Source organism: Paenibacillus sp. FSL H3-0329 (assembly GCF_037963285.1).
GTDB classification, from domain to species: Bacteria; Bacillota; Bacilli; order Paenibacillales; family Paenibacillaceae; genus Paenibacillus_AQ; species Paenibacillus_AQ odorifer.
Genome location: NZ_CP150150.1, coordinates 5,429,562 through 5,450,122 on the forward strand (window position 1 = coordinate 5,429,562; position 20,561 = coordinate 5,450,122).

At 47.8% G+C, this 20,561-nt stretch carries 12 protein-coding genes, 1 pseudogene and 1 other annotated feature; of the genes and pseudogenes, 1 reads left to right on the top strand and 12 read right to left on the bottom strand.

The features are described 5' to 3' along the window. Positions 1-102: 102 nt before the first annotated feature. Entirely contained in the window at positions 103-1,089 is a 987-nt protein-coding gene (locus NSQ66_RS24080) for a diaminopimelate dehydrogenase (protein WP_038573038.1), read from the top strand. Between the two features lie 92 nt (positions 1,090-1,181). Here the strand turns inward: NSQ66_RS24080 and NSQ66_RS24085 are convergent, their stop codons facing one another. From NSQ66_RS24085 to hemC, 12 genes and pseudogenes are all read right to left on the bottom strand, one after another. After that, complete coding sequence (locus tag NSQ66_RS24085) at positions 1,182-2,369, bottom strand: glycosyltransferase (protein ID WP_036685141.1); 1,188 nt, start codon at positions 2,367-2,369, stop codon at positions 1,182-1,184. A gap of 337 nt (positions 2,370-2,706) precedes the next feature. Next, positions 2,707-3,864 (bottom strand): annotated as a pseudogene (locus NSQ66_RS24090) (GGDEF domain-containing protein). Between the two features lie 33 nt (positions 3,865-3,897). Continuing rightward, positions 3,898-5,064: a GGDEF domain-containing protein gene (locus tag NSQ66_RS24095; protein WP_036685138.1), complete on the bottom strand. Its 1,167-nt coding sequence runs from the start codon at positions 5,062-5,064 to the stop codon at positions 3,898-3,900. Between the two features lie 208 nt (positions 5,065-5,272). Beyond that, the gene (gene murC, locus NSQ66_RS24100) at positions 5,273-6,649 is read right to left on the bottom strand and encodes a UDP-N-acetylmuramate--L-alanine ligase (protein WP_036685137.1); all 1,377 of its coding nucleotides are present in this window, start codon (positions 6,647-6,649) and stop codon (positions 5,273-5,275) included. A gap of 6 nt (positions 6,650-6,655) precedes the next feature. Further along, positions 6,656-8,032, bottom strand: a complete 1,377-nt coding sequence (locus NSQ66_RS24105; RefSeq protein WP_076142050.1) for a folylpolyglutamate synthase/dihydrofolate synthase family protein — start codon at positions 8,030-8,032, stop codon at positions 6,656-6,658. 5 nt (positions 8,033-8,037) lie between these two features. Next, on the bottom strand, positions 8,038-10,737 hold the full coding sequence (locus tag NSQ66_RS24110; protein WP_051491372.1) for a valine--tRNA ligase: 2,700 nt from the start codon (positions 10,735-10,737) through the stop codon (positions 8,038-8,040). 103 nt (positions 10,738-10,840) lie between these two features. Further along, positions 10,841-11,124 (bottom strand) — a binding site (T-box leader). A 194-nt stretch (positions 11,125-11,318) separates the two neighbouring features. Further along, complete coding sequence (locus NSQ66_RS24115) at positions 11,319-12,692, bottom strand: LysM peptidoglycan-binding domain-containing protein (protein WP_076099454.1); 1,374 nt, start codon at positions 12,690-12,692, stop codon at positions 11,319-11,321. A 332-nt stretch (positions 12,693-13,024) separates the two neighbouring features. After that, positions 13,025-13,960, bottom strand: coding sequence for an RluA family pseudouridine synthase (locus NSQ66_RS24120; RefSeq protein WP_249267762.1), 936 nt, complete (start codon positions 13,958-13,960; stop codon positions 13,025-13,027). Next, positions 13,957-15,243: a glutamate-1-semialdehyde 2,1-aminomutase gene (gene hemL, locus NSQ66_RS24125; protein WP_036685199.1), complete on the bottom strand. Its 1,287-nt coding sequence runs from the start codon at positions 15,241-15,243 to the stop codon at positions 13,957-13,959. The genes NSQ66_RS24120 and hemL overlap by 4 nt, the downstream gene beginning before the upstream one ends. Positions 15,244-15,340: 97 nt before the next feature. Continuing rightward, positions 15,341-16,339, bottom strand: a complete 999-nt coding sequence (gene hemB, locus NSQ66_RS24130; RefSeq protein WP_036685132.1) for a porphobilinogen synthase — start codon at positions 16,337-16,339, stop codon at positions 15,341-15,343. A gap of 866 nt (positions 16,340-17,205) precedes the next feature. Continuing rightward, positions 17,206-18,753 (bottom strand): uroporphyrinogen-III C-methyltransferase, encoded by a 1,548-nt coding sequence (gene cobA, locus NSQ66_RS24135; RefSeq protein ID WP_036685196.1) that lies wholly within the window; start codon positions 18,751-18,753, stop codon positions 17,206-17,208. A gap of 5 nt (positions 18,754-18,758) precedes the next feature. Further along, positions 18,759-19,712, bottom strand: a complete 954-nt coding sequence (gene hemC / locus NSQ66_RS24140; RefSeq protein ID WP_036685130.1) for a hydroxymethylbilane synthase — start codon at positions 19,710-19,712, stop codon at positions 18,759-18,761. Positions 19,713-20,561 lie beyond the last annotated feature (849 nt).

Here is a 20,561-nt window from a genome sequence, read left to right on the forward strand (position 1 = left end):
CATGTAACTTTTATATACTATATAAAAAGAGCTAAAAGTGTGCACTATACTAGTTAAGCTAGAAATAGGATTTTAGTTCATTACAGTTTAGGAGGGCTTTTTCTGAAACAAAAAATTCAAGCAGCAATTGTGGGCTACGGTAATTTAGGAAAAGGTGTACGTAAGGCTATTAACCAAAGTGAAGATATCGAGCTGGTTGCGATCTTTACGCGCAGAGAGCCTGGACAACTGGAAGCCGGTGAAACCGGTGTGAAATTCGAGCATATCTCTGCCGTCGAACAATATAAGGGAAAAGTGGATGTTATGATTCTGTGCGGAGGATCGGCTACCGACCTGCCAGAACAGACACCAGCTATTGCCCGGATGTTTAATACCGTGGACAGCTTTGACACTCATGCCAAAATCCCTGAGTTCTTTGCGACCGTTGATGCCGCAGCTAAACAAGGCGGAACACTCAGCGTAATTTCTACGGGCTGGGATCCAGGCCTGTTCTCCATGAACCGTCTGCTAGCTGAAGCTATTCTTCCACAAGGTAAAGAATATACTTTCTGGGGTAAAGGCGTCAGCCAAGGTCACTCCGATGCCATTCGCAGAGTAGAAGGCGTTAAAGGTGGCGTACAATATACGGTTCCAGTACAAGAGGTTATCGAGGCTATCCGTGCGGGTGAAACACCAGAACTTACTACTCGTGAAAAACATCTTAGAGAGTGTTTTGTAGTAGCTGAGGCAGGTGCAGATCAAGAGCGCATTCGCGAAGAAATCGTGAATATGCCGAACTATTTTGCAGATTATGATACTACGGTTACTTTCATCACTGAAGAAGAACTAGCAGCTCAGCATAGCGGTATTCCGCACGGCGGGTTTGTTATTCGCAGTGGTGTAACAGGAGAAGGCACGAAACAAATCGTTGAATTCGGCCTGAAGCTGGAGAGCAATCCTGAATTTACAGCTAGTGTGCTTGTGGCTTATGCCAGAGCTGCTCAGCGTATGAGTCAAGAAGGTCAAAGCGGAGCGCGTACTGTTTTCGATATTCCACTTGGGATGTTGTCTCCGAAATCACCAGAAGAACTGCGCCGCAACTTGCTCTAAAATCCTGTCAACAAATAACCCGCGTAGGACTTTTAATGGTCCTCGCGGGTTATTTGTTGTCCAGAGCAGCAAGCATCTTGTCAGACAACCTTCTATACAAGACTAAGAATCTTACTCTTAACATGATTCATTTCATAATTCTTTAATAAAGTCTCATGCGCACGATCCGCAATAATAGCGCCAAGCTCAGGATTTTTCAGTAAATTCAATACACTTCCAACAACCTCAACCGAGGTATTAGCCAGCAAAATATTTCGGTTATGCTCACAATTCAGCTTCTCACACATGATAGAGCTAGTAACCACCGGCGTTTTAAGCGCCCAGGATTCCAGTATATTTCTAGAAACTTCGCAGCCTTCAAGGATAGGCACCAGAACAGCTTTAGACCGTCGTATGTATTCAGTAGAGGAATTTACGGGTCCAGTGACTATGACCGATTCATCTTCCTTAATCAAAGTCATGACCTCCGGGTGAACCTCTGAGCTGATAATATAACTTTTGATATCTGGCACTTGCTCCTTAATCATGGGATAGGTTTTTTTAAAGAATACTCGGGCTGCATCTATTCCCAGTCTCATATTCATATTCCAGTGCAGCACAATTGAATTTTCTTTAGTCACAGGCTCTGCAAAAGTCTCATACTCATTCATCTTGATGAAATGGGGGACAACATGAACCTTACGGGCATCTGCAAATGATAGAGATTTGAACGCTAGTGCATCCCATTCCGAGGTTGCTAAAAGCAGACCCGTTTTATTCATTAATCGCCGTTTATTCCTACGATCCCATGCAGCATTGAGTTTATTATATGGATTCTTCCTGCTTAACTTCCCTGTCTCTCCGGAAGATCCTCCGCTTCCGTTTGCAAAACTATAGGTATCTGTGATCACACTGGCTTCTGGAAGCAAGTTCCTCACCATATCAATACATTTTCCCAATAGGACATGCGATATAAATACATGCTTATAATTATTGGAACGGCAAAGCTCCAAAATAGTGTTTTTCATATCTTTATCTATATGACTTAAATTTGAGAAATTCCGCAGTTTATGTAAGGGGCGCAACATTGGCCTCCAGGTCGTATAATCTTCGTTAATGTTATGAACCGTAAGTGCCGTCCGCTCATTTATAGACACGGTTTGGTTGGCACTTCCGTACGTCAGCAAATCTATATCAAATTTCCCAAGCAAAATCTCGAGAATACTCCCTGTTCTCATTTCTCCTTCTAGATCCTCTGCGCTTTGATTCTGGGCTGATAGGAACAGCATTCTTTCTCGCATGACTCTGGCTCCTTGTATTTTGTAATAAAAACCCCCATCTACCAACTGAAACTTTAGATGCAGTTCAATAGTAACTCATTTCACTTAAAAGTTTTGTCGATTTATAGGGGAAGTCTAAATTTTTTTAAGTTTTTTTCTAGTTCCTCAGAATTCTATTACAATTTCCCCTTATAAACCGCCGCTTTTTCTAAAAAACAGACTAACCCCCCTTTTTTCACGACATACATAATCATGAATTGCTCTATTAATAGAAGTTGTAAACGTTAGGTATTATGTACTAATCCTCTTTGCATACAAAAAAAGCGTCTCCCTCGTATAATGTCGAAAGGAAGACACTTTAGTTGTCGTAGCTTCTAACTACACAGTTCCGGCCCTTTTTCTTAGCCTGATACAATGCAATGTCACTAAGTTTGTAAAGAGTGCTCAATGAGTATCGTTCACCTGAATCCACCGTGATGACTCCAATACTTATTGTGTAAGGCAGAGGTACACCATGAATGATCGCCCCTGTAACCGCTGTGCGCATCCGCTCTGCAATCATATCACTGTTTTGTTCATCGGCTCTATGCAGCAGCACAGTGAACTCCTCACCGCCGAATCTTCCGAACAGATCGCCATTGCCAAGCTGCTGTTATATTTTATGAGCCAGATCCTTCAGAACGTGGTCGCCGGTATTGTGGCCGTAGGTATCGTTTATACGTTTAAAGTGATCAACATCCAGCAGTAAAAAAGAATATGGCAGCTTCTTCATCGCTGAGGCAGCTATTAAAGGTCGGACACGCTGAACAAAGGATCTGCGATTCAAAATACCTGTCAGCACATCATAAGTGGCCACCCGCTCCAATTCTGTAAAGGAATCCTCTCTATATAGCAGCATGATTCCCGCAGTTCCTAAAAACATAAGCAAATAAATCCCCAGATAAAAAAATATCTGCAGCCAGTGAGAGGTCAGTGCATTCAGTCCTAACATCGAATAAAACGGTTCAAGTCCCTTGCCAACCAGCGTTAAAATCACAACACCGTACAACAATCCCATGGTTTGCTGGAGAGAGGTCTCTCTAATCTTCACAGCTAATATGTAAGCAGGTAAAGCTATGATCATAATCCCAAATAGACAAGTTGCAGCCATAACGAACCGCTCATCTGGCATAATTAAATGCAGTAGGACTACAACGACAATGGACACTCCGAACAGGATCGTATAATATCGTTCAACCCAACTCCCAAAAACCCTGAGAAGCATCAGAAGCGCTAAGCTTTCCAGCGTACCTCCAGCTAAAGCAAGCAGCATACTGATTGGAATGGGAAGTCGCGAGTCTGTGAAATCGTTCAGCAAAAGGAGAATTAAAGCTGCCAGCTGCAAATATTTTGCCGTGACAAACAAGGTAGAAGTCCGTTCCTGCGCGTAACGCAAACGATAGACAACAATAAGCAATACCGTGAATGATTGCCACATAAAGAGGCAGACCAGCAGTGTCTTGAGATCCAGATGCATGTTAGTGAATTTCACCCCCTGTATTCTCTAAGCTCAATAAATATAATTGTATCTGACCACTCGGTTTCTTCCTTCTTGTTTGGCTTGGTATAACGCTTTATCGCTCAGCTTGTACAGCTTATTTATCCAGATCTCCTGATCCGGCATGATCGTAATTACACCTATACTAACTGTATATCCTTGTGAGAGTTTTTGTGTGGACGTCTTCATTACTGCCTCTCGTAACGCTTCAGCTTTCCGGTCACAGCTAGCTTCATCAAGCCCGCAAAGTATAACTGCAAATTCCTCGCCGCCAAGCCTGCCGAATAAATCGCTGTTTTCGAGGTTGTCCTTAATCGTCAATGCGAATTCTTCCAGAACAACATCACCGGTATCATGGCCGTATGTATCATTGATTTCTTTGAAATGATCCAAATCCAGCAGCATAAACGAAAAGTACTCCTGCTCAGCAACTGCCTTCTCAAGCCGTACCTCAGCTTCCTGAAGAAATGCTCCACGGTTAAGGATTCCAGTCAGATCATCGTAGCTAGCAATTCGTTTCAGTTTTACAAAGGAATGCTCGTTAGAAAGTAGAATAAAGCCTGCGGCTCCCACAATCAATAATAAATACATCCCCAGGTAATATAAATACTGCGAAAGATTAGTTGTGAACACGTTCATCTCTGGCTCCCAGATCAGTGCAACAATCGCGCGGAGCAGCATAATCCCTGCAAAAGCGTAAAATAATATTCCGAGTATCTTCTGAAGAGGGGTGCCTTTGGGGTTCACCGTGAGGTGGTAAGCTGGATAGACAATAAAAAGTATCGACCATAGTGAGGTGCAGGCTATGCGCCAGCTGGAATGATGAAAGAAGACGGCAACAATACTAAAAGTAATCGAACTAAGTATGGAAAGCGTTATGTAATACAACTTTATCCGCTGCCCAAGGATGCCCATCATCAGCAGTAAAGCAATAATCTCCAGACAGCAGCCTAGAAGAATCAAAGCGTTGCTAAGTGGAATGGATAAAGCGCGGGGAATATGGCCCCATAATAATAATGAACACCAGAAGAGCAGCTGCACCGCCTTAGAGCGTATGAATAAGGTGGATGCCCTGTCTTTAGGAGCGCTCCTCCGGTAATTGGTTATCAGCACCAATATAAATAGGTTTCCAAAAATAAATAAATACACTAACGTTTTGATATCAAGCTGGGAGTCCATGAGTCACCACCTACACGGAAAAATTGATCCTCTACTGACAGCACTATAGCACTCAATGGCCGGTTCAGCAAATACCCTATTTATTTCATTTTTTAGAATGTACATACACCGCTTAAGTATACAAAAAAGCACTTCCCCCTGCACGGAGCTCGGGGGAAGTGCTATGGTCAAGAGAATATGAATATTCTCGTGTAGGCCTGTGTTTGTATTAACGCTTCTTCAAGCCGTCCGCCAATGCGTATCCAACCTTCCAGATATCGCCTGCGCCCATCGTAATCACCAGGTCACCTGGGGCAATACGAGGTTTCAGATCAGCAAGCACATCTTCTTTGGTTGGCAGATGTCTTGCGCCAGCGTTACTGTTCTGCACAATAAGCTCAACCAGCTTCGCAGATGTAACCCCCTCAATCTGCTTCTCACCTGCCGGAGAGTAGATGTCGGTAATAATCACTTCATCTGCTTCGCTAAAGGCGCGGCTGAAGGCATCTAGCAGGAAGAACGTACGTGTATACCGCTGAGGCTGGAATACGGCAATAATCCGTTTCCCCGTTGCCTTAGCAGCACTGATTGTCGCCTGAATTTCAGTTGGGTGATGCGCATAATCATCGATGACCAGAATGTCATCGACTTCTCCGAGCACTTGAAAACGGCGCTTCGCACCATGGAATTTCACGATCGCTTCAGCGATTTTTTCAAAAGAGATTCCTGATTTCAAACAAGCGATAACCGCAGCCATTGAGTTATACAGATTGTACTGACCTGGCACGGACAGTTCAATTTGTCCCAATACTACGCCATTATGGTTCATCGTATACGAAACCTGACGGTCGCCAAGAACGATGTCTGTTGCAATATAATCTGCTGTCTTCGACTTGATGCCGTAAGTAATCACCTTACCTGACACTTCAGGCAATAAAGAAATCACGTTCTCGTCATCTGCACACACAATCGCAGTGCCGTCTTCACGTGTCTGGTTCATAAACTGTACGTAAGCAGCCTTGAGACGGTTAAAATCTCCGCCGTAATTTTCCAAGTGATCTGCTTCCACATTCGTGACAATTCCAAGCCAAGGATGATAGTGCAAGAAAGAGCCATCGCTCTCATCCGCTTCCGCCACTACATAATCGCCTTGTCCTGCCTTTGCATTCGTACCGACATTCATAATCTCTCCGCCGATAATATACGTAGGATCAACTTCACACTCTTCCATTACAAGCGCGATCATGGAGGAGGTAGTTGTTTTACCATGCGCTCCGGCAACGGCTACCCCTTTACGTTCGTTCAATAAACGAGCCAGCATTTGTGAGCGGTGCAGAATTGGAATCTTAAGACGCTCTGCTTCCACCCATTCCACATTATCGCTGGACAAAGCCGTAGAGTACACGACCAGATCCGCACCTTTTACTTGTTCTGCTGTATGCCCAATATAAATCTTGGCACCTTTAGCAATCAATTTATCCGTCAATTCTTGGGCAGCCACATCGGAGCCCGTAACCGTATATCCCATTTCTAGCATTACTCGGGCAATCGCGCTCATACCGTAGCCGCCGATCCCTATAAAATGCACACGTTCAGTAGTATCCAACAGTCGTCACCAGCCTTTTTCAGTATCGGGTTGCTGCAAAAGTGTACCGCGCACGTCAGAAATCAAATACAGCGTACCAGATACGACGGCAAGGTCATCCTCCGCTGTAATCGACTTCAGTTGTTGCAGCGCTTTTCCCCAATTATGTTCTACTATGATTACCAAGTTTTCCTTGGCATATTTATCCCGCAGACTTTCTGCGATAACCTGCAGATGCTCCGCGTCCATTTTGTTCTGGAAATCCGGTTCGGTCAGGATGAGCGTATCCACTATAGGCAGTATATGCTTAAAGTAGGATTCATGATGCTTATTTGCCATCATTCCCATAAGTAAATTTAATTTACCGTATTTATAGAGCTGTGGCAGGCTTTTGGCAAGGCTCTCCGCGCCTTCCGGATTATGTGCTCCATCCAGTACAATCCTCGGAGATTTACTTACCTCTTCCAGCCTTCCAGCCCAAAATGCATGACGCAATCCTTCCAGAACATCTTCATCCTCTAACATGAACGCCATATACTGGCGCAAAACTTCAAGAACCATCATGGCTCCCGCCGCATTGCTAATCTGGTGTTCGCCTTTCATCACAATCCCAAGTTCAAGCGAACGGAAGGGACCCTTAAAGTTAAAAGTCTGCACATCCGCATGGATTCCAGTAGCTTCATAGCTAAAATCTTCTCCGGCAAGATAAAGAGTAGAGCGGCAAGCCGCCGCTTTCTCCTTGAGTACAGCCACGACTTCCGGTTGATTTACGCAGCTAACAACGGGTACACCGGGTTTGATAATTCCGGCCTTCTCCATTGCAATCTTCTCAAGCGTATCTCCCAAAATATCCATATGGTCATGGCCGACATTTGTAATCACCGACACGATCGGAGTAACGATGTTCGTTACATCCAGCCTTCCCCCAAGCCCAGTCTCCCATACGACAACATCCGGACAAGAAACACCCGCAAAAAATAGAATAGCCACAGCTGTAGTTACCTCAAACATCGTTGGTGAGCCAAACTCCGTTTCTGCAACTTCATGCACCAAAGGGCGCAGGATATTCACCAGCTCGACAAGAGTTTCTTCAGAAATATCCGTATTATTATATTGGAACCTGTTCGTGAACTTCGTAATATACGGAGACGTGAAGGTACCCACGGAATAGCCGCTTTGCAAAAGTGTGCTTGTCAAAAAGGCACAGGTAGAGCCTTTGCCGTTCGTACCCGCCACATGAATAAATTTCAGCCGACGGTGCGGGTTTCCCAGCTTGTCCATCAACATCTCAATTCTGTCTAAACCTGGCCGGATTCCAAACGGAATTAGGCCCTTGATCCAGTTAACCGCTTCGGTATATGTCGCAAGAGGGGCGGTGCTCCCGCCCCGATTTAGGTCATCCATGTCTCTTATCCTCTCAGCTCTGCTATGCGGGCAAGTACTTTCTCACGTTTGGCGGAGTAATCCGCCTGCTTCGCTTGCTCCTCTTCGATAACTTTTGCGGGAGCTTTGGCCACGAAGCCCTGATTGCTCAACTTTTTCTCTACGCGTTCTACTTCGCTATTCAGCGTCTGCACTTCTTTTTCCAGACGAGCGATTTCTTGTTCAATATCAATTAGCCCCGACAAAGGCAGAAGCAGTTCCGCTCCCGTTACTACAGCGGACATTACCTTGTCTGGCGTTTCCGGATTCAGACCAGCTTCGAAAGAAGAGGTATTGCAGAAACGTCCAATGTAGTTGTCGTTACGAGTAATGATGCTCAGCGTTTCTTCATTGCTCGCTTTAATAATCAATTCAACCTTCTTGCTCATCGGTACGTTCACTTCAGCACGGATATTACGAACTGCCCGGATTACATCCATCAGCAGGTTCATTTCCGCTACCGCTTGCGGGTTCTCCAGAGCAGCATCATACTCAGGCCATGCAGCCAGAGTAATTGTCTCTCCTTCATGCGGCAGATGCTGCCAGATTTCCTCCGAAATAAACGGCATAAACGGATGAATCAAGCGCATCGTGCGGTCGAGTACATAAGCAAGTACGGACTGTGTCTTCGCTTTGGCTGCGGCATCCGTTCCGTAAAGCGACAGCTTCGCGAACTCAATATACCAGTCACACAAATCGTCCCAAATGAAGTTGTACAGCTGGCGGCCGGTCTCGCCGAACTCGTACGAGTCAATTAGACGCGTAATTTCACGAGAAGTTTCGTTCAGGCGGTGCAAAATCCAACGGTCAGCCGTACTTAGCTCACCAGTAATGTCAATATTCTCGAAGCTAACTCCTTCAAGATTCATAAGGGCGAAGCGTGACGCATTCCAGATCTTATTAGCGAAATTACGCGCCTGCTCTACCTTTTCCCAGCGGAAGCGTAAATCCTGACCCGCTGTGCTGCCGGTAGAAATCATATAACGCATAGCATCTGCGCCGTACTTCTCGATAACCTCAAGCGGATCTACACCGTTGCCGAGTGATTTGGACATTTTTTGTCCTTCAGCATCCCGTACCAAACCATGCATCAATACGTCGGAGAATGGTTTCTCTCCAGTGAATTCCAGTGCCGAGAAGATCATCCGCGCTACCCAGAAATAAATAATATCGTAGCCCGTTACGAGCACATCGTTCGGATAGTAACGTTTGAAATCTGCGCTGTCTTCATTCGGCCAGCCTAGGGTTGCAAACGGCCAGAGGTTGGAGCTAAACCAAGTATCCAGAACATCCTCGTCCTGTTTCAGGTCGGTTAGGCCGCTGATCCGGCGCGCTTCTTCCTCATCATTCGCCACAACCAGCTCACCGGTAGATTCAGAATACCAAGCCGGAATACGATGTCCCCACCAAAGCTGACGGGAAATACACCAGTCGCGTACGTTTTCAATCCAGTTCAGGTAGGTTCTTTCGAACCGTTCAGGTACAAAGTTAACCCCATTACCATCCTTCTGTGCATTGATGGCAGCTTCGGCGAGCGGCTGCATCTTCACGAACCATTGTGTGGACAGGTACGGCTCAACAACCGCTCCTGAACGTTCACTGTGTCCAACTTGATGCACATGATCTTCAATGGAGATCAGAACACCCTGCTCTTTCAGATCCGCCGTGATGGCCTTACGGCATTCACTCCGGTCTTGACCTTGGTAAGGTCCTGCTTCTTCGTTCATTGTGCCGCTCTCATCCATTACGTTGATCTGCGGCAGATTATGACGTTGACCTACCTCGAAGTCATTTGGATCATGAGCTGGCGTGATCTTAACCGCACCGCTGCCAAACTCTTTATCTACATACTCGTCAGCGATAATTGGAATCTCCCGGCCGATAATCGGCAGGATCAGCGTTTTGCCAATCAGATCTTTATAACGATCATCCTCAGGATGAACAGCAACTGCCGTATCACCCAACATCGTCTCCGGACGTGTGGTCGCTACAGTGATATGTCCGCTGCCATCTTTAAGTGGGTAACGCAGATGGTACAGATGACCGTTAACTTCCTTATATTCAACCTCGATATCCGACAACGCCGTACGAGCCGCCGGGTCCCAGTTGATGATACGTTTACCGCGGTAGATCAAGCCTTTATTATAAAGCTTAACAAATACCTCGCGAACTCCCTTCGACAAACCCTCATCGAGGGTAAAACGCTCGCGAGAGTAGTCAAGGGAAAGTCCCATTTTAGCCCACTGCTCATGAATGGTGTTTGCGTATTTGTCTTTCCAATCCCACACCTGCTCCAGGAACTTCTCACGTCCGAGGTCATGTCTAGAAATCCCCTGCTCGCGCAGCTTCTGCTCTACCTTCGTTTGTGTTGCAATACCTGCGTGGTCCGTACCTGGCAACCAAAGCGTATCGAAGCCCTGCATCCGTTTGGTACGAATCAGGATATCCTGTAATGTGAAATCGAGCGCATGCCCGATGTGCAGCATTCCTGTTACGTTTGGCGGCGGGATCACAATGCTATAGGCTTGAGCATCCGGACGCTGGCCTGCACGGAAATATCCGCCCTCTGTCCAGTAGGAATACCATTTCTGTTCTGCTGCCTTCGGATCATACGTTGTTGGCATCTCGTTTTTAGATTCATTCGTAGCGGCAGCATCTGCCGCTGTTAGATGGTTTTGGTCAGCCATTCTCTGATACCTCCACTAGTTTACTTGTAGTTGCTTATAGTTGTTAATAAAGTTGCTGTATAGAGCGCACAGGTCTCTGAAAAAAACAAAAAGACCCCTCGTCTCAAAGGACGAAAGGTCATTCTTTCGCGGTACCACCTTTGTTTCGCGCCAATGAAAAATAAAACTACACTTCTTACCCAACGGATTCAGAAGCTTAGCGCGACACTCGTACAGATAACGGCTGCTACCGGCCACAACCTAACTTATCCTTCATTGATATGAAGATAAGCTCAGAAGGGCGACTCCGGGGCGACTTCGGGGGCTGTTTCCTACGGAATGTCACAGCACTTGCAATTCCGCTCTCTGAAGGGCTGACCGCCTACTCTTCCCGTTCCCAGTCTTTACTTAGATATTGCTTACTCCATAATACATTTTGAGCCCCCCCTAGTCAACCTGGATACGCCTTTGCAGCGGGACTTTAGGCTGAATTTCGACTTATTTCTTCTGAAGCATTCATTCCAACAATGAAACAGCAAAAATCCCGACCCTAATACCTGATCGGGATTCACCTATTCATGTGTGTACGCATCACGATTCGATTACGGGATGTACAACACTTGACCTTCCTCTACACTCTGCCCGGACAAGCGATTATACATCACCAGCTCCCGCGCACTTAGCTGATACTTCTCTGCAATGGTATCCAGTGTTTCTTCACGCTGTACAATACACAGCCGAACTTTGCGGAACATGTTAGCTCCATCCGCGCTGGCAATGAATCTGCTCTTCCATTCCGTATTATTACCAACCTCTGGAACGTCCACTGCTGCAGATGTGTTTCCTTCCGACTGCAGAGCTTCCTGCTCTTTACGGACACGACTGGAGCTTAGTAAAGAGGAGAAGGTGAGATGTTCTTTTTCCGGAACCTCTGCTTCTTTTTTACTGCCCAAGGCGATCTTAAGATCTTGTTGTTTCTCTTCATGAGGAAGCACACTTTCCTGTGAAACAAAAACTTCGTTCGCATTCTCATGGATGGGTTCAGCATTCTCATCCTGTTCATGAAGCTCATGATTAGCCTCACTCTCAGAAGCAAATACAGGTATATCTTGATTCGCTTCTGCACTAGCCGTTGGAACAACGGTCTCTCTAGAAGCAAAAGAATATTCCTCTTCCGGCTGCTGCTTCTCTTCGCTCACATAACTTGCTTGATTCAGCTGGGACACTTCAGCTTCCTTGATCTGTGGCTCGGCTTTAAACCAGTAATCGGATAAACCCGCTTTGGCATCCTCTGCTTGTGACTCTAGACTATGTGTCCGGGCTTTTGCGCCCTTGTCCTTCTCCTGAGCGGATGAGAAATTGACTACAGGGGACGTATGAGCCGCTCCGCTTGAGACTAGTAACTCCTGTGCGTCCTCAGCCGCATCGGCCTGTTCATGTTCTTCTACAGCAACCTGTGATGCATCTTCACCAAAGGTCCACTGTGAATTTTCATAAAGGGTATCATTTTCGTGTTCTTGGTGCTCAGCAGTTGCTTCTATCACCCTGTCATCATTAACAGGAGAATAGGCGACTGTATACTCCTCTTGCTGCCAGGCCGGTTGAGGTTGAGGATCCGTACTACCGATCCCCCGCAGCGATAGTACACCTGTTATATTCACAGTGCGCATCGTGAGCAGATCAATATCAAAATTCTCGATCTCCACCCCAATATCTTCAATCGAGCTGACGCGTGTAAGCGGAACAGTGATTTCGACGGGAATGGCATGCTCCAGACGTTGTGTTCGGTCATCTTCACTCCGGTAAAGCCCGGTAAGCAACAGCTGACCATATAACTCGGCCCGATCCTCCCGCTGAATCACCTGAATTTCCGGAAGTAGTTCAACCTCCTCCAGCTCAGCTATTCCCGGAAGCTCTTCCGAAAGGTGAATGCGTTCGTAAATATCAAACCGCAAGCCGTGGGACTGATCAAACACGGGATATGTCCTCCTTCTTGGCATAATCTAACCCTGAGACAGGCCCAGAGCATAAGCCCAAAATGTTACTCCCCACATGTATATGCTTCAAACAGAGAGGCATGACAACTTTGGTAGTACTAACCGGACAGGATGCTAATAAATTTCATGAATTTAAGAGCTCATCAAACCTTCAGCCTGCTGATAGATGCACTACTTCGTAAGAACAAAGTATTATATGCTGCTTTTATTAATAAGACATGGATAGATGTTTTTTTTCTGAAAAAAATAGAAAAAGAACAGCAGAACCAGCCTTTGCTGATTCTACTGTTCTTTAGTTGCTTACGTATCCGTCAGGGTGCTTCAGACAGCAGCTCTCGCAGCTGCAGCATATCCTCCGGCCACGGATCGCTGACTTCCAGCTGTTCTCCGCTCCAAGGATGGCGGAAGGACAACGACTCGCCATGCAGGGCATGGCGGCCGGCAGCGCTGGAAGCCCAAACCGGGCCGCCATATAGTTCATCCCCATACAAGGGATGACCCATATGGCTGAGATGGACGCGAATCTGATGCGTCCGCCCGGTCTCCAGCTGCACATGCACCAGGCTTCCGCCATGCAGTGCCTCGCGCTCGATGATTCGCGTCGCGGCAGATTGTCCGCCGGGCGAGACCCGTCTGCGCGCAGCGTGATGCCGATCGCGCCCAATCGGGGCATCGATCACCTTAAGCACAGGCGGCACTGTGCCTTCGACGATCGCGGCGTAGTGCCGTGATATGCTTTTTTCACGCATATTCTCGTCCAGAACTAACTGTGCGAACTCATTTTTTGCATACATCACCGGACCCGTTGTATCTTTGTCCAAGCGGTGAATATGGCGCACAGCCACACTCTCGCCGGAAGTGATATAATGCGCAGCTACGAGGTGATCCAGAGTTACACCTGTTCCACTGCCATCTGGATGAACCGCCATCCCAGCTGGTTTATGAGCTACCAGGCAAAAATCATCCTCGTACAGCACCTCAAGCTCTTCCCATATCGGTTCAATCCCCGCTTCACGATCGGGAAAAAGTGCCAGCCGAAGCCGGTCACCTTTCCACTGAATACCTCCCTCGCGGCGTAACCGCAGATGAAGTTTCTCGGGCATGCCCACAGTTTCTAGCAGCCACTTATCAATCGTCGCCTGCGTATCCTCAGCTCCAGTAATGATTTTGCCGGGTGTTACCTCCAGCCATTCTCCACGCCGAGTCCAAGCGCCACCACCGGTTGTTTCTCCGGCTCCGATGCTCAAAGGGCCTTCAGGGCATTATAATGGCCCTCAATGGTATCATCAATATCCTGCTCACTATGTGCAGCCGATACGAACATACCCTCAAACTGTGAAGGTGGCACACTGATGCCTTGGCTCACCATATGACCAAAATAACGACGGAAAAGATCCGTGTCACTCGTCTTAGCCGTTTCAAAATTGATTACAGGTCCTTCAGTGAAGAATGGACAAACCATTGATCCTACCCGGTTGATCGTGAGCGGAATGCCAGTCTCGATTGAATTCTTTCTCAAACCCGCTTCCAGACGTGCACCCAACTGTTCCAGTCGGTCATATACTTCCGGTGTCAACAGCTTGAGCGTAGTATATCCGGCTGCCATCGCTAATGGATTACCACTTAGTGTGCCCGCCTGATAAATCGGTCCAGTAGGAGCGATTTGCTCCATGATCTCTCTTTTCCCGCCATAAGCACCCACTGGAAGTCCGCCGCCGATAACTTTGCCAAAACAAGTAATATCCGGAGTAATCCCGAACAAGCCTTGAGCACAGCCGCGATTAACACGGAAGCCTGTCATAACCTCATCAAAAATAAGCAGCGAACCATTGTCAGAAGTTAATTTACGCAGCCCTTCCAGGAAGCCTGGAAGCGGTGGAACAACGCCCATGTTGCCGGCAATCGGCTCTACGATCACTGCCGCAATCTCATTGCCAAAACGTTCGAAAGCAATCTGAGTGGACTCCAAATCATTGTAAGGAACCGTAATGGTATTCATTGCAACGCCTTCTGGGACACCCGGGCTATCCGGCAATCCCAATGTAGCTACACCAGAGCCAGCCTTAATAAGCAAACTATCCGCGTGACCGTGGTAGGAGCCTTCGAACTTCAAGATCTTGCTGCGTCCAGTGTAACCACGTGCCAAACGAATCGCGCTCATCGTAGCTTCCGTTCCGGAGTTAACCATGCGCACGATATCTACAGATGCCACACGTTCAACAACGGTTTTTGCCATTTCCGTTTCGAGTAGCGTTGGAGCGCCAAAGCTTGTCCCTTTTACCGCTGTCTCCTGCAATGCCTTCACAACCTCAGGATGCGCATGACCCATAATCAGTGGACCCCATGAGAGCACATAGTCGATAAAGCTGTTGCCGTCGATATCAAAAATACGCGAACCTATCCCATGATCCACATAAATCGGAGTCAGACCTACGGATTTAAACGCCCGTACAGGGCTGTTCACCCCGCCGGGAATATATTGTTTTGCTTCATCAAAAGCCTTCCGGGACGCTTCCTCTTTACGCGCCATTGGCACATTACTCATGTATCTTCACTCCTATTCTCTTCTTGGTTACACAAGCTTGTACAAACATTTATTAGCTGCCGCGATGTCGGTGTGATGAAGATTAGCCGCGCAGCCAGCGGGCTGCATCTTTTGCAAAATAAGTAATAATAATGTCCGCACCAGCACGTTTCATGCCCGTCAGCATTTCCAGCACAACGGCTTGCTCGTCGATCCAGCCTTGCAGTGCCGCTGCTTTTACCATGGAATATTCTCCACTCACATTATAAGCCACCAAAGGAAGATCAAACTGATCACGAATCGTACGAATCACATCTAGGTAAGCCAGAGCTGGCTTCACCATTAACATATCCGCGCCTTCCAGCACATCGGATTCTGCTTCACGGAGTGCTTCGCGCAGATTGGCAGGGTCCATTTGATATGTTTTGCGATTCCCGAACTGTGGTGCTGAATCCGCTGCTTCGCGGAAAGGGCCATAAAACGCCGAAGCATATTTGACCGAATACGACATAATCGGCACATGCTCAAAACCGTTCTCATCAAGTCCCGCACGAATCGCGTGAACGAATCCATCCATCATGTTGGAAGGGGCGATAATATCTGCTCCAGCTTTTGCTTGGGATACCGCCGTACGAGTCAAAAGCTCCAGCGAAGCATCGTTGATAACATCGCCATGTACCACACCATTCACCGTATGCGTATGCACCATTCCACAATGTCCGTGATCCGTAAATTCACAAAGGCAGGTATCTGCAACGACCAACAGCTCTGGGTACCAGTGCTTGATCAAGCGAGTAGCCTCTTGCACAATTCCATCCTCTGCAAAACCGGAAGAACCGATAGTATCCTTCGTCTCAGGAATCCCGAACAACAATACAGCCGGGATGCCTAGTGCGGCGATCTCGTCCACTTCTGCTTTTAACGTATCCAGCGAAAAATGATACACGCCCGGCATCGAGCTAATCTCATTCTTCACACCTGTTCCATAAGTCACAAAAATAGGCTGTACCATATCCAGCACATTCAGTATCGTCTCCCGCACCATGCCACGAATTCCAGCAGAACCGCGCAAACGGCGGTGACGTGTAATTGGAAAGCTCATTTGTTCATCCTCCTGAAAAATAAAATATAAAACCAAATTATATGTCTGGCAGCAAACCACAACTAGCCGCAGCCAAGTCCAAATTAGCCGCAACCAAACCGCCGACCACTGGCTAACTGCGTATAGTTGTAGTTTGTGCAACTATCTCGATGTTTTGTCCTAATTGTAAGCTTTAGTTGCATTCTCTACAGTTATTTATTACAAAAGAGCGAAGATTCCTCATTTAGCGGATATTTAATTGTACATACTACAACTAAACTCGACTTTAGCTGATATATAGGAAATTTAATTGTATGAAGTACAACTAAAACTAAAATTCAAGCAGATCTGATCACATTAACCTACTGCATATTCTCTACATACCAGTTAGTTTACAACCAAATATTATACTCCGAACTCCATAAGTCACTACGTTCGGAGTTCAATTTATATGTTACTTGAAGGTAGCGATGTGGCACTTTTGAGCGTAGATATAACGGCGAGCAAACCAACACATGCAATTAGTAAATGTAAGCGCAGACTCAACTACCAATTCACACGTAAACCCAACTATTTAGCAACTACCAGCTCACATGTAACCACGAACTATTTAGTAACTACGAACTCACATGTAACCACCAACTATTTAGTAACTACGAACTCACATGTAATTACGAACTATTTAGTAACTACGAACAAAACTCTAGCCTGTAATGTAACTAATTATAAGCTGAGCGCTATATTTCTAAGCAGGCACTGCCTTTCTCCGTTGAACAGCTACTACTCTCCCCGCAGAGTAATCAGCTTCTACCTTCCCACCAGAAAGTAAGCTAAACAAGCCAAGCTCACCAGTAAACTATTGCTTCGTTCTATCCTCGATCCGAGCGCTACTGCAGCTGAGTCTCCGCATTCCAGCGGCAGAGCTCCTGCACCAAACCATCTATGGTTGCCTCTTCAGGCAAGAGTCCCGGTGTCAGTCCCGCGTCTACCGCAGTCTGCTCCGTTAACGGGCCGATGCAGGCGATTTTCACGTTTGCAAGTAGCGGGAGCGGATCTTCAAGTCCCATCCGTTTCAGGATGTGTATGAAATTACGCACGGTTGACGAGCTGGTGAAGGTTACCGCGTGTACGCGACCTTCCTCTAGCAGCTTCAACAACTCGTCGTCATCCTCACCAGTGACAACCGTCTCATAAGTATCCACGTCTGTCACCTGAAGGCCAAGCTCTCTCAGCTTGTCCGGCAGCCAGTCCCGCGCCAGATCGCCGCGCGGCAAAAGCACGTTCTGCCCCGGCAGCAGCTGGGGACCGAACGTCTCAATCAGACCTTCCGCCTGAAACTTCGCCGGAAGTTCCTCAGCGATCACCCCGCGCTGCGCCAGCGCGGCGGCTGTGCCTGGCCCCACCGCTGCAATACGCGCGCGGTGTAGCCCGCGAATGTCCGCCCCCAGCTCCGCCAAGTGGCGCCAAAAAAACTCCACGCCGTTCGGGCTAGTGAAGAATACCCAGTCGTACGATTCCAGCGCGCCAAACGCCGCTGCAATCTTCGCCTTCTTCTCTGCCCCTTCCGGCATGATCGTCTCGATCACCGGGAACTCGTAGGGTTCCCCGCCGAGTTCTTCAATTCTATCCACCAGCTCGCTTGCTTGGCTGCGAGCCCGTGTCACCACGATGCGTTTGCCGAATAACGGCATCGCCTCGACCCACTTCAGCTGCTCACGCTGCAGCACCACGTCGCCGACGACGATGACTGCCGGCGGCTGAAAATCCGCCGCCTTCACCTTCGCCTCAATATCGGCGAGGGTTCCCGTCAGCGTCTCCTGATCCGCGCGGGTGCCCCAGCGCACAAGTGCCACTGGTGTTTCTGGCGGCCGCCCGTGCTTGATCAGCTGAGCGCTGATATAACCTATTTTAGCTACGCCCATCAGAAACACTAACGTTCCCGTGGCGTTCGTTACTTTATCCCAATGTATGGAATGATCCAGTTTATCCGGACTCTCATGCCCGGTGATAATCGACAGGGAAGAAGCATGATCGCGGTGCGTAACAGGTATACCCGCATAGGCAGGTACACTGATCGCTGACGTGATGCCCGGTACGATTTCGTAATAGATCCCATTTTTGCGCAGCAGCTCCGCTTCTTCACCCACTCGGCCAAAAATCGTAGGGTCCCCACCCTTAAGCCGCACCACTGTTTTCCCCTGTAAAGCCAAATCAACTAACAATTGATTAATCTCTTCCTGCTTCATCGTGTGGCGATCCGGGAGCTTGCCCACATAAATCTTCTCCCCGCCGGGTTTCATGCATTTTAGCAATCTAGGACTTGCCAAGCGATCATACACCAGCACGTCGCTTTTTTGGATACACTCGAGGCCTTTCACAGTAATCAGCTTTGCGTCCCCGGGACCTGCACCTACCAAATAAACCTTCCCCGTCAATCCACTCATCCCCTAACGTCTGACAGTATCTTCTCCGCTCCTCTTGCAATCAGCTTTTTAGCGACTTCTTCGCCGAGCTGTACCGGGTCAATCCCCGTGCAAGTTTCTTTCAAAATCGTTGAACCGTCCGGTGTTCCCACCATCCCCGTTAACGAGATTACTTTGTGCTCAGCGGTAGCAGCTTTGGCGGCTGCGTCAAGCACCGCATGAGCACCAATCGGCACTTGGCAGCCGCCATTCAGCACGCCAAGGAACGTGCGCTCCGCCGCTACCGTCAACGCCGTATCGGCATCGTTGTATAACGCCAGCAGCTTCCGCAGGTCAGCGTCATCTGCGCGGCACTCGATGCCGAGTGCGCCCTGCCCTACAGCGGGCAGGCAAACCTCCGGCGGCAGGTAGGCGCTCACGCGATCCTGCCAGCCCATGCGCGACAGCCCCGCCGCTGCCAGCAGGATTGCGTCGTATTCGCCGCTCTCCAGCTTGCGCAGCCGCGAGTCAATGTTGCCGCGCACGGGCTCAATGACCAGATCAGGCCGCAGCGCAGCAAGCTGGCTGGATCGGCGTAGGCTGCTTGTGCCTACGCGTGCACCCTGAGGCAGCTCGTCTAGCGAGACGCCTCCGTTAGAGATCAAAACATCACGCGGATCGACACGCTTCGGCACAGCACCATTGATCAGCCCATCCGGTAACTCGGATGGCATATCCTTCATGCTGTGCACCGCCATGTCGATTTCTTTTTCCAGCATCGCTTGCTCGATTTCCTTCACGAACAACCCTTTGCCGCCTACCTTGGATAAAGTAACGTCAAGAATGCGGTCACCTTTGGTGACGATCTTTTTCACTTCAAAAGTAAATCCAAAACCATGCTCTTCGCTAAGTCGCTCCAAATCAGCAATCACATGTCCCGTTTGCGTCAACGCAAGCGCGCTCTGTCTACTTCCCACTATAACCTTACGCATTGTCCATTCCTCCTGGTAACGTTCGCCTCTTACTCTTCACCACAGAACCTTGCACTAGAAATCCAAACCCAAACTAACCAATTAACTACTCTCACTCTAAAAAAGGCATTATTGCCTTTGAATTCGCTACTTCGGATGACTCCCACCAACCTGAGGCATTCTTGCCTTTCATTTGGCTCCTTCGGCGACTGTGGCTCGTTTAGAGGGCATTGTTACCGTTCATTCCGCCATCACAGCTACTTAAGTCCAATTCAACGGGATTTATACCGTTCATTCCACCCTCTAAGCCACTTCAGCCGAATTCAACAGTATTTATACCGTTCATTTCACCAAACTAGCTACTTCAACCCAATTCAACGGGATTTATACCGTTCATTTCACCATTCCAGTTACTTCAGCCCAATTCAACGGGATTTATACCGTTCATTTCACCATCCCAGCTACTTCAACCCAATTCAACGGGATTTATACCGTTCATTTCACCATTCTAGCTACTTCAACCCAATTCAACGGGATTTATACCGTAGATTCCACCATTCTAGCTACTTCAACCCATTTCAGCGGGATTTTTACCGTACATTCCGCCATTCCAGTTACTTCAGCCCAGTTCAACGGGATTTATACCGTTCATTTCACCATTCCAGCCACTTAAACCCAATTCAACGGGATTTATACCGTTCATTTCATCATCCCAGCTACTTCAAACCAATTCAACAGTACTTATACCGTTCATTTCGCCATTCCAGTTACTTCAACCCAATTCAACGGGATTTATACCGTACATTCCACCATTCCAGCCACTACGAGCCAATTCAGCCATTCATTATGGTTACCAAACAACCGCTCATC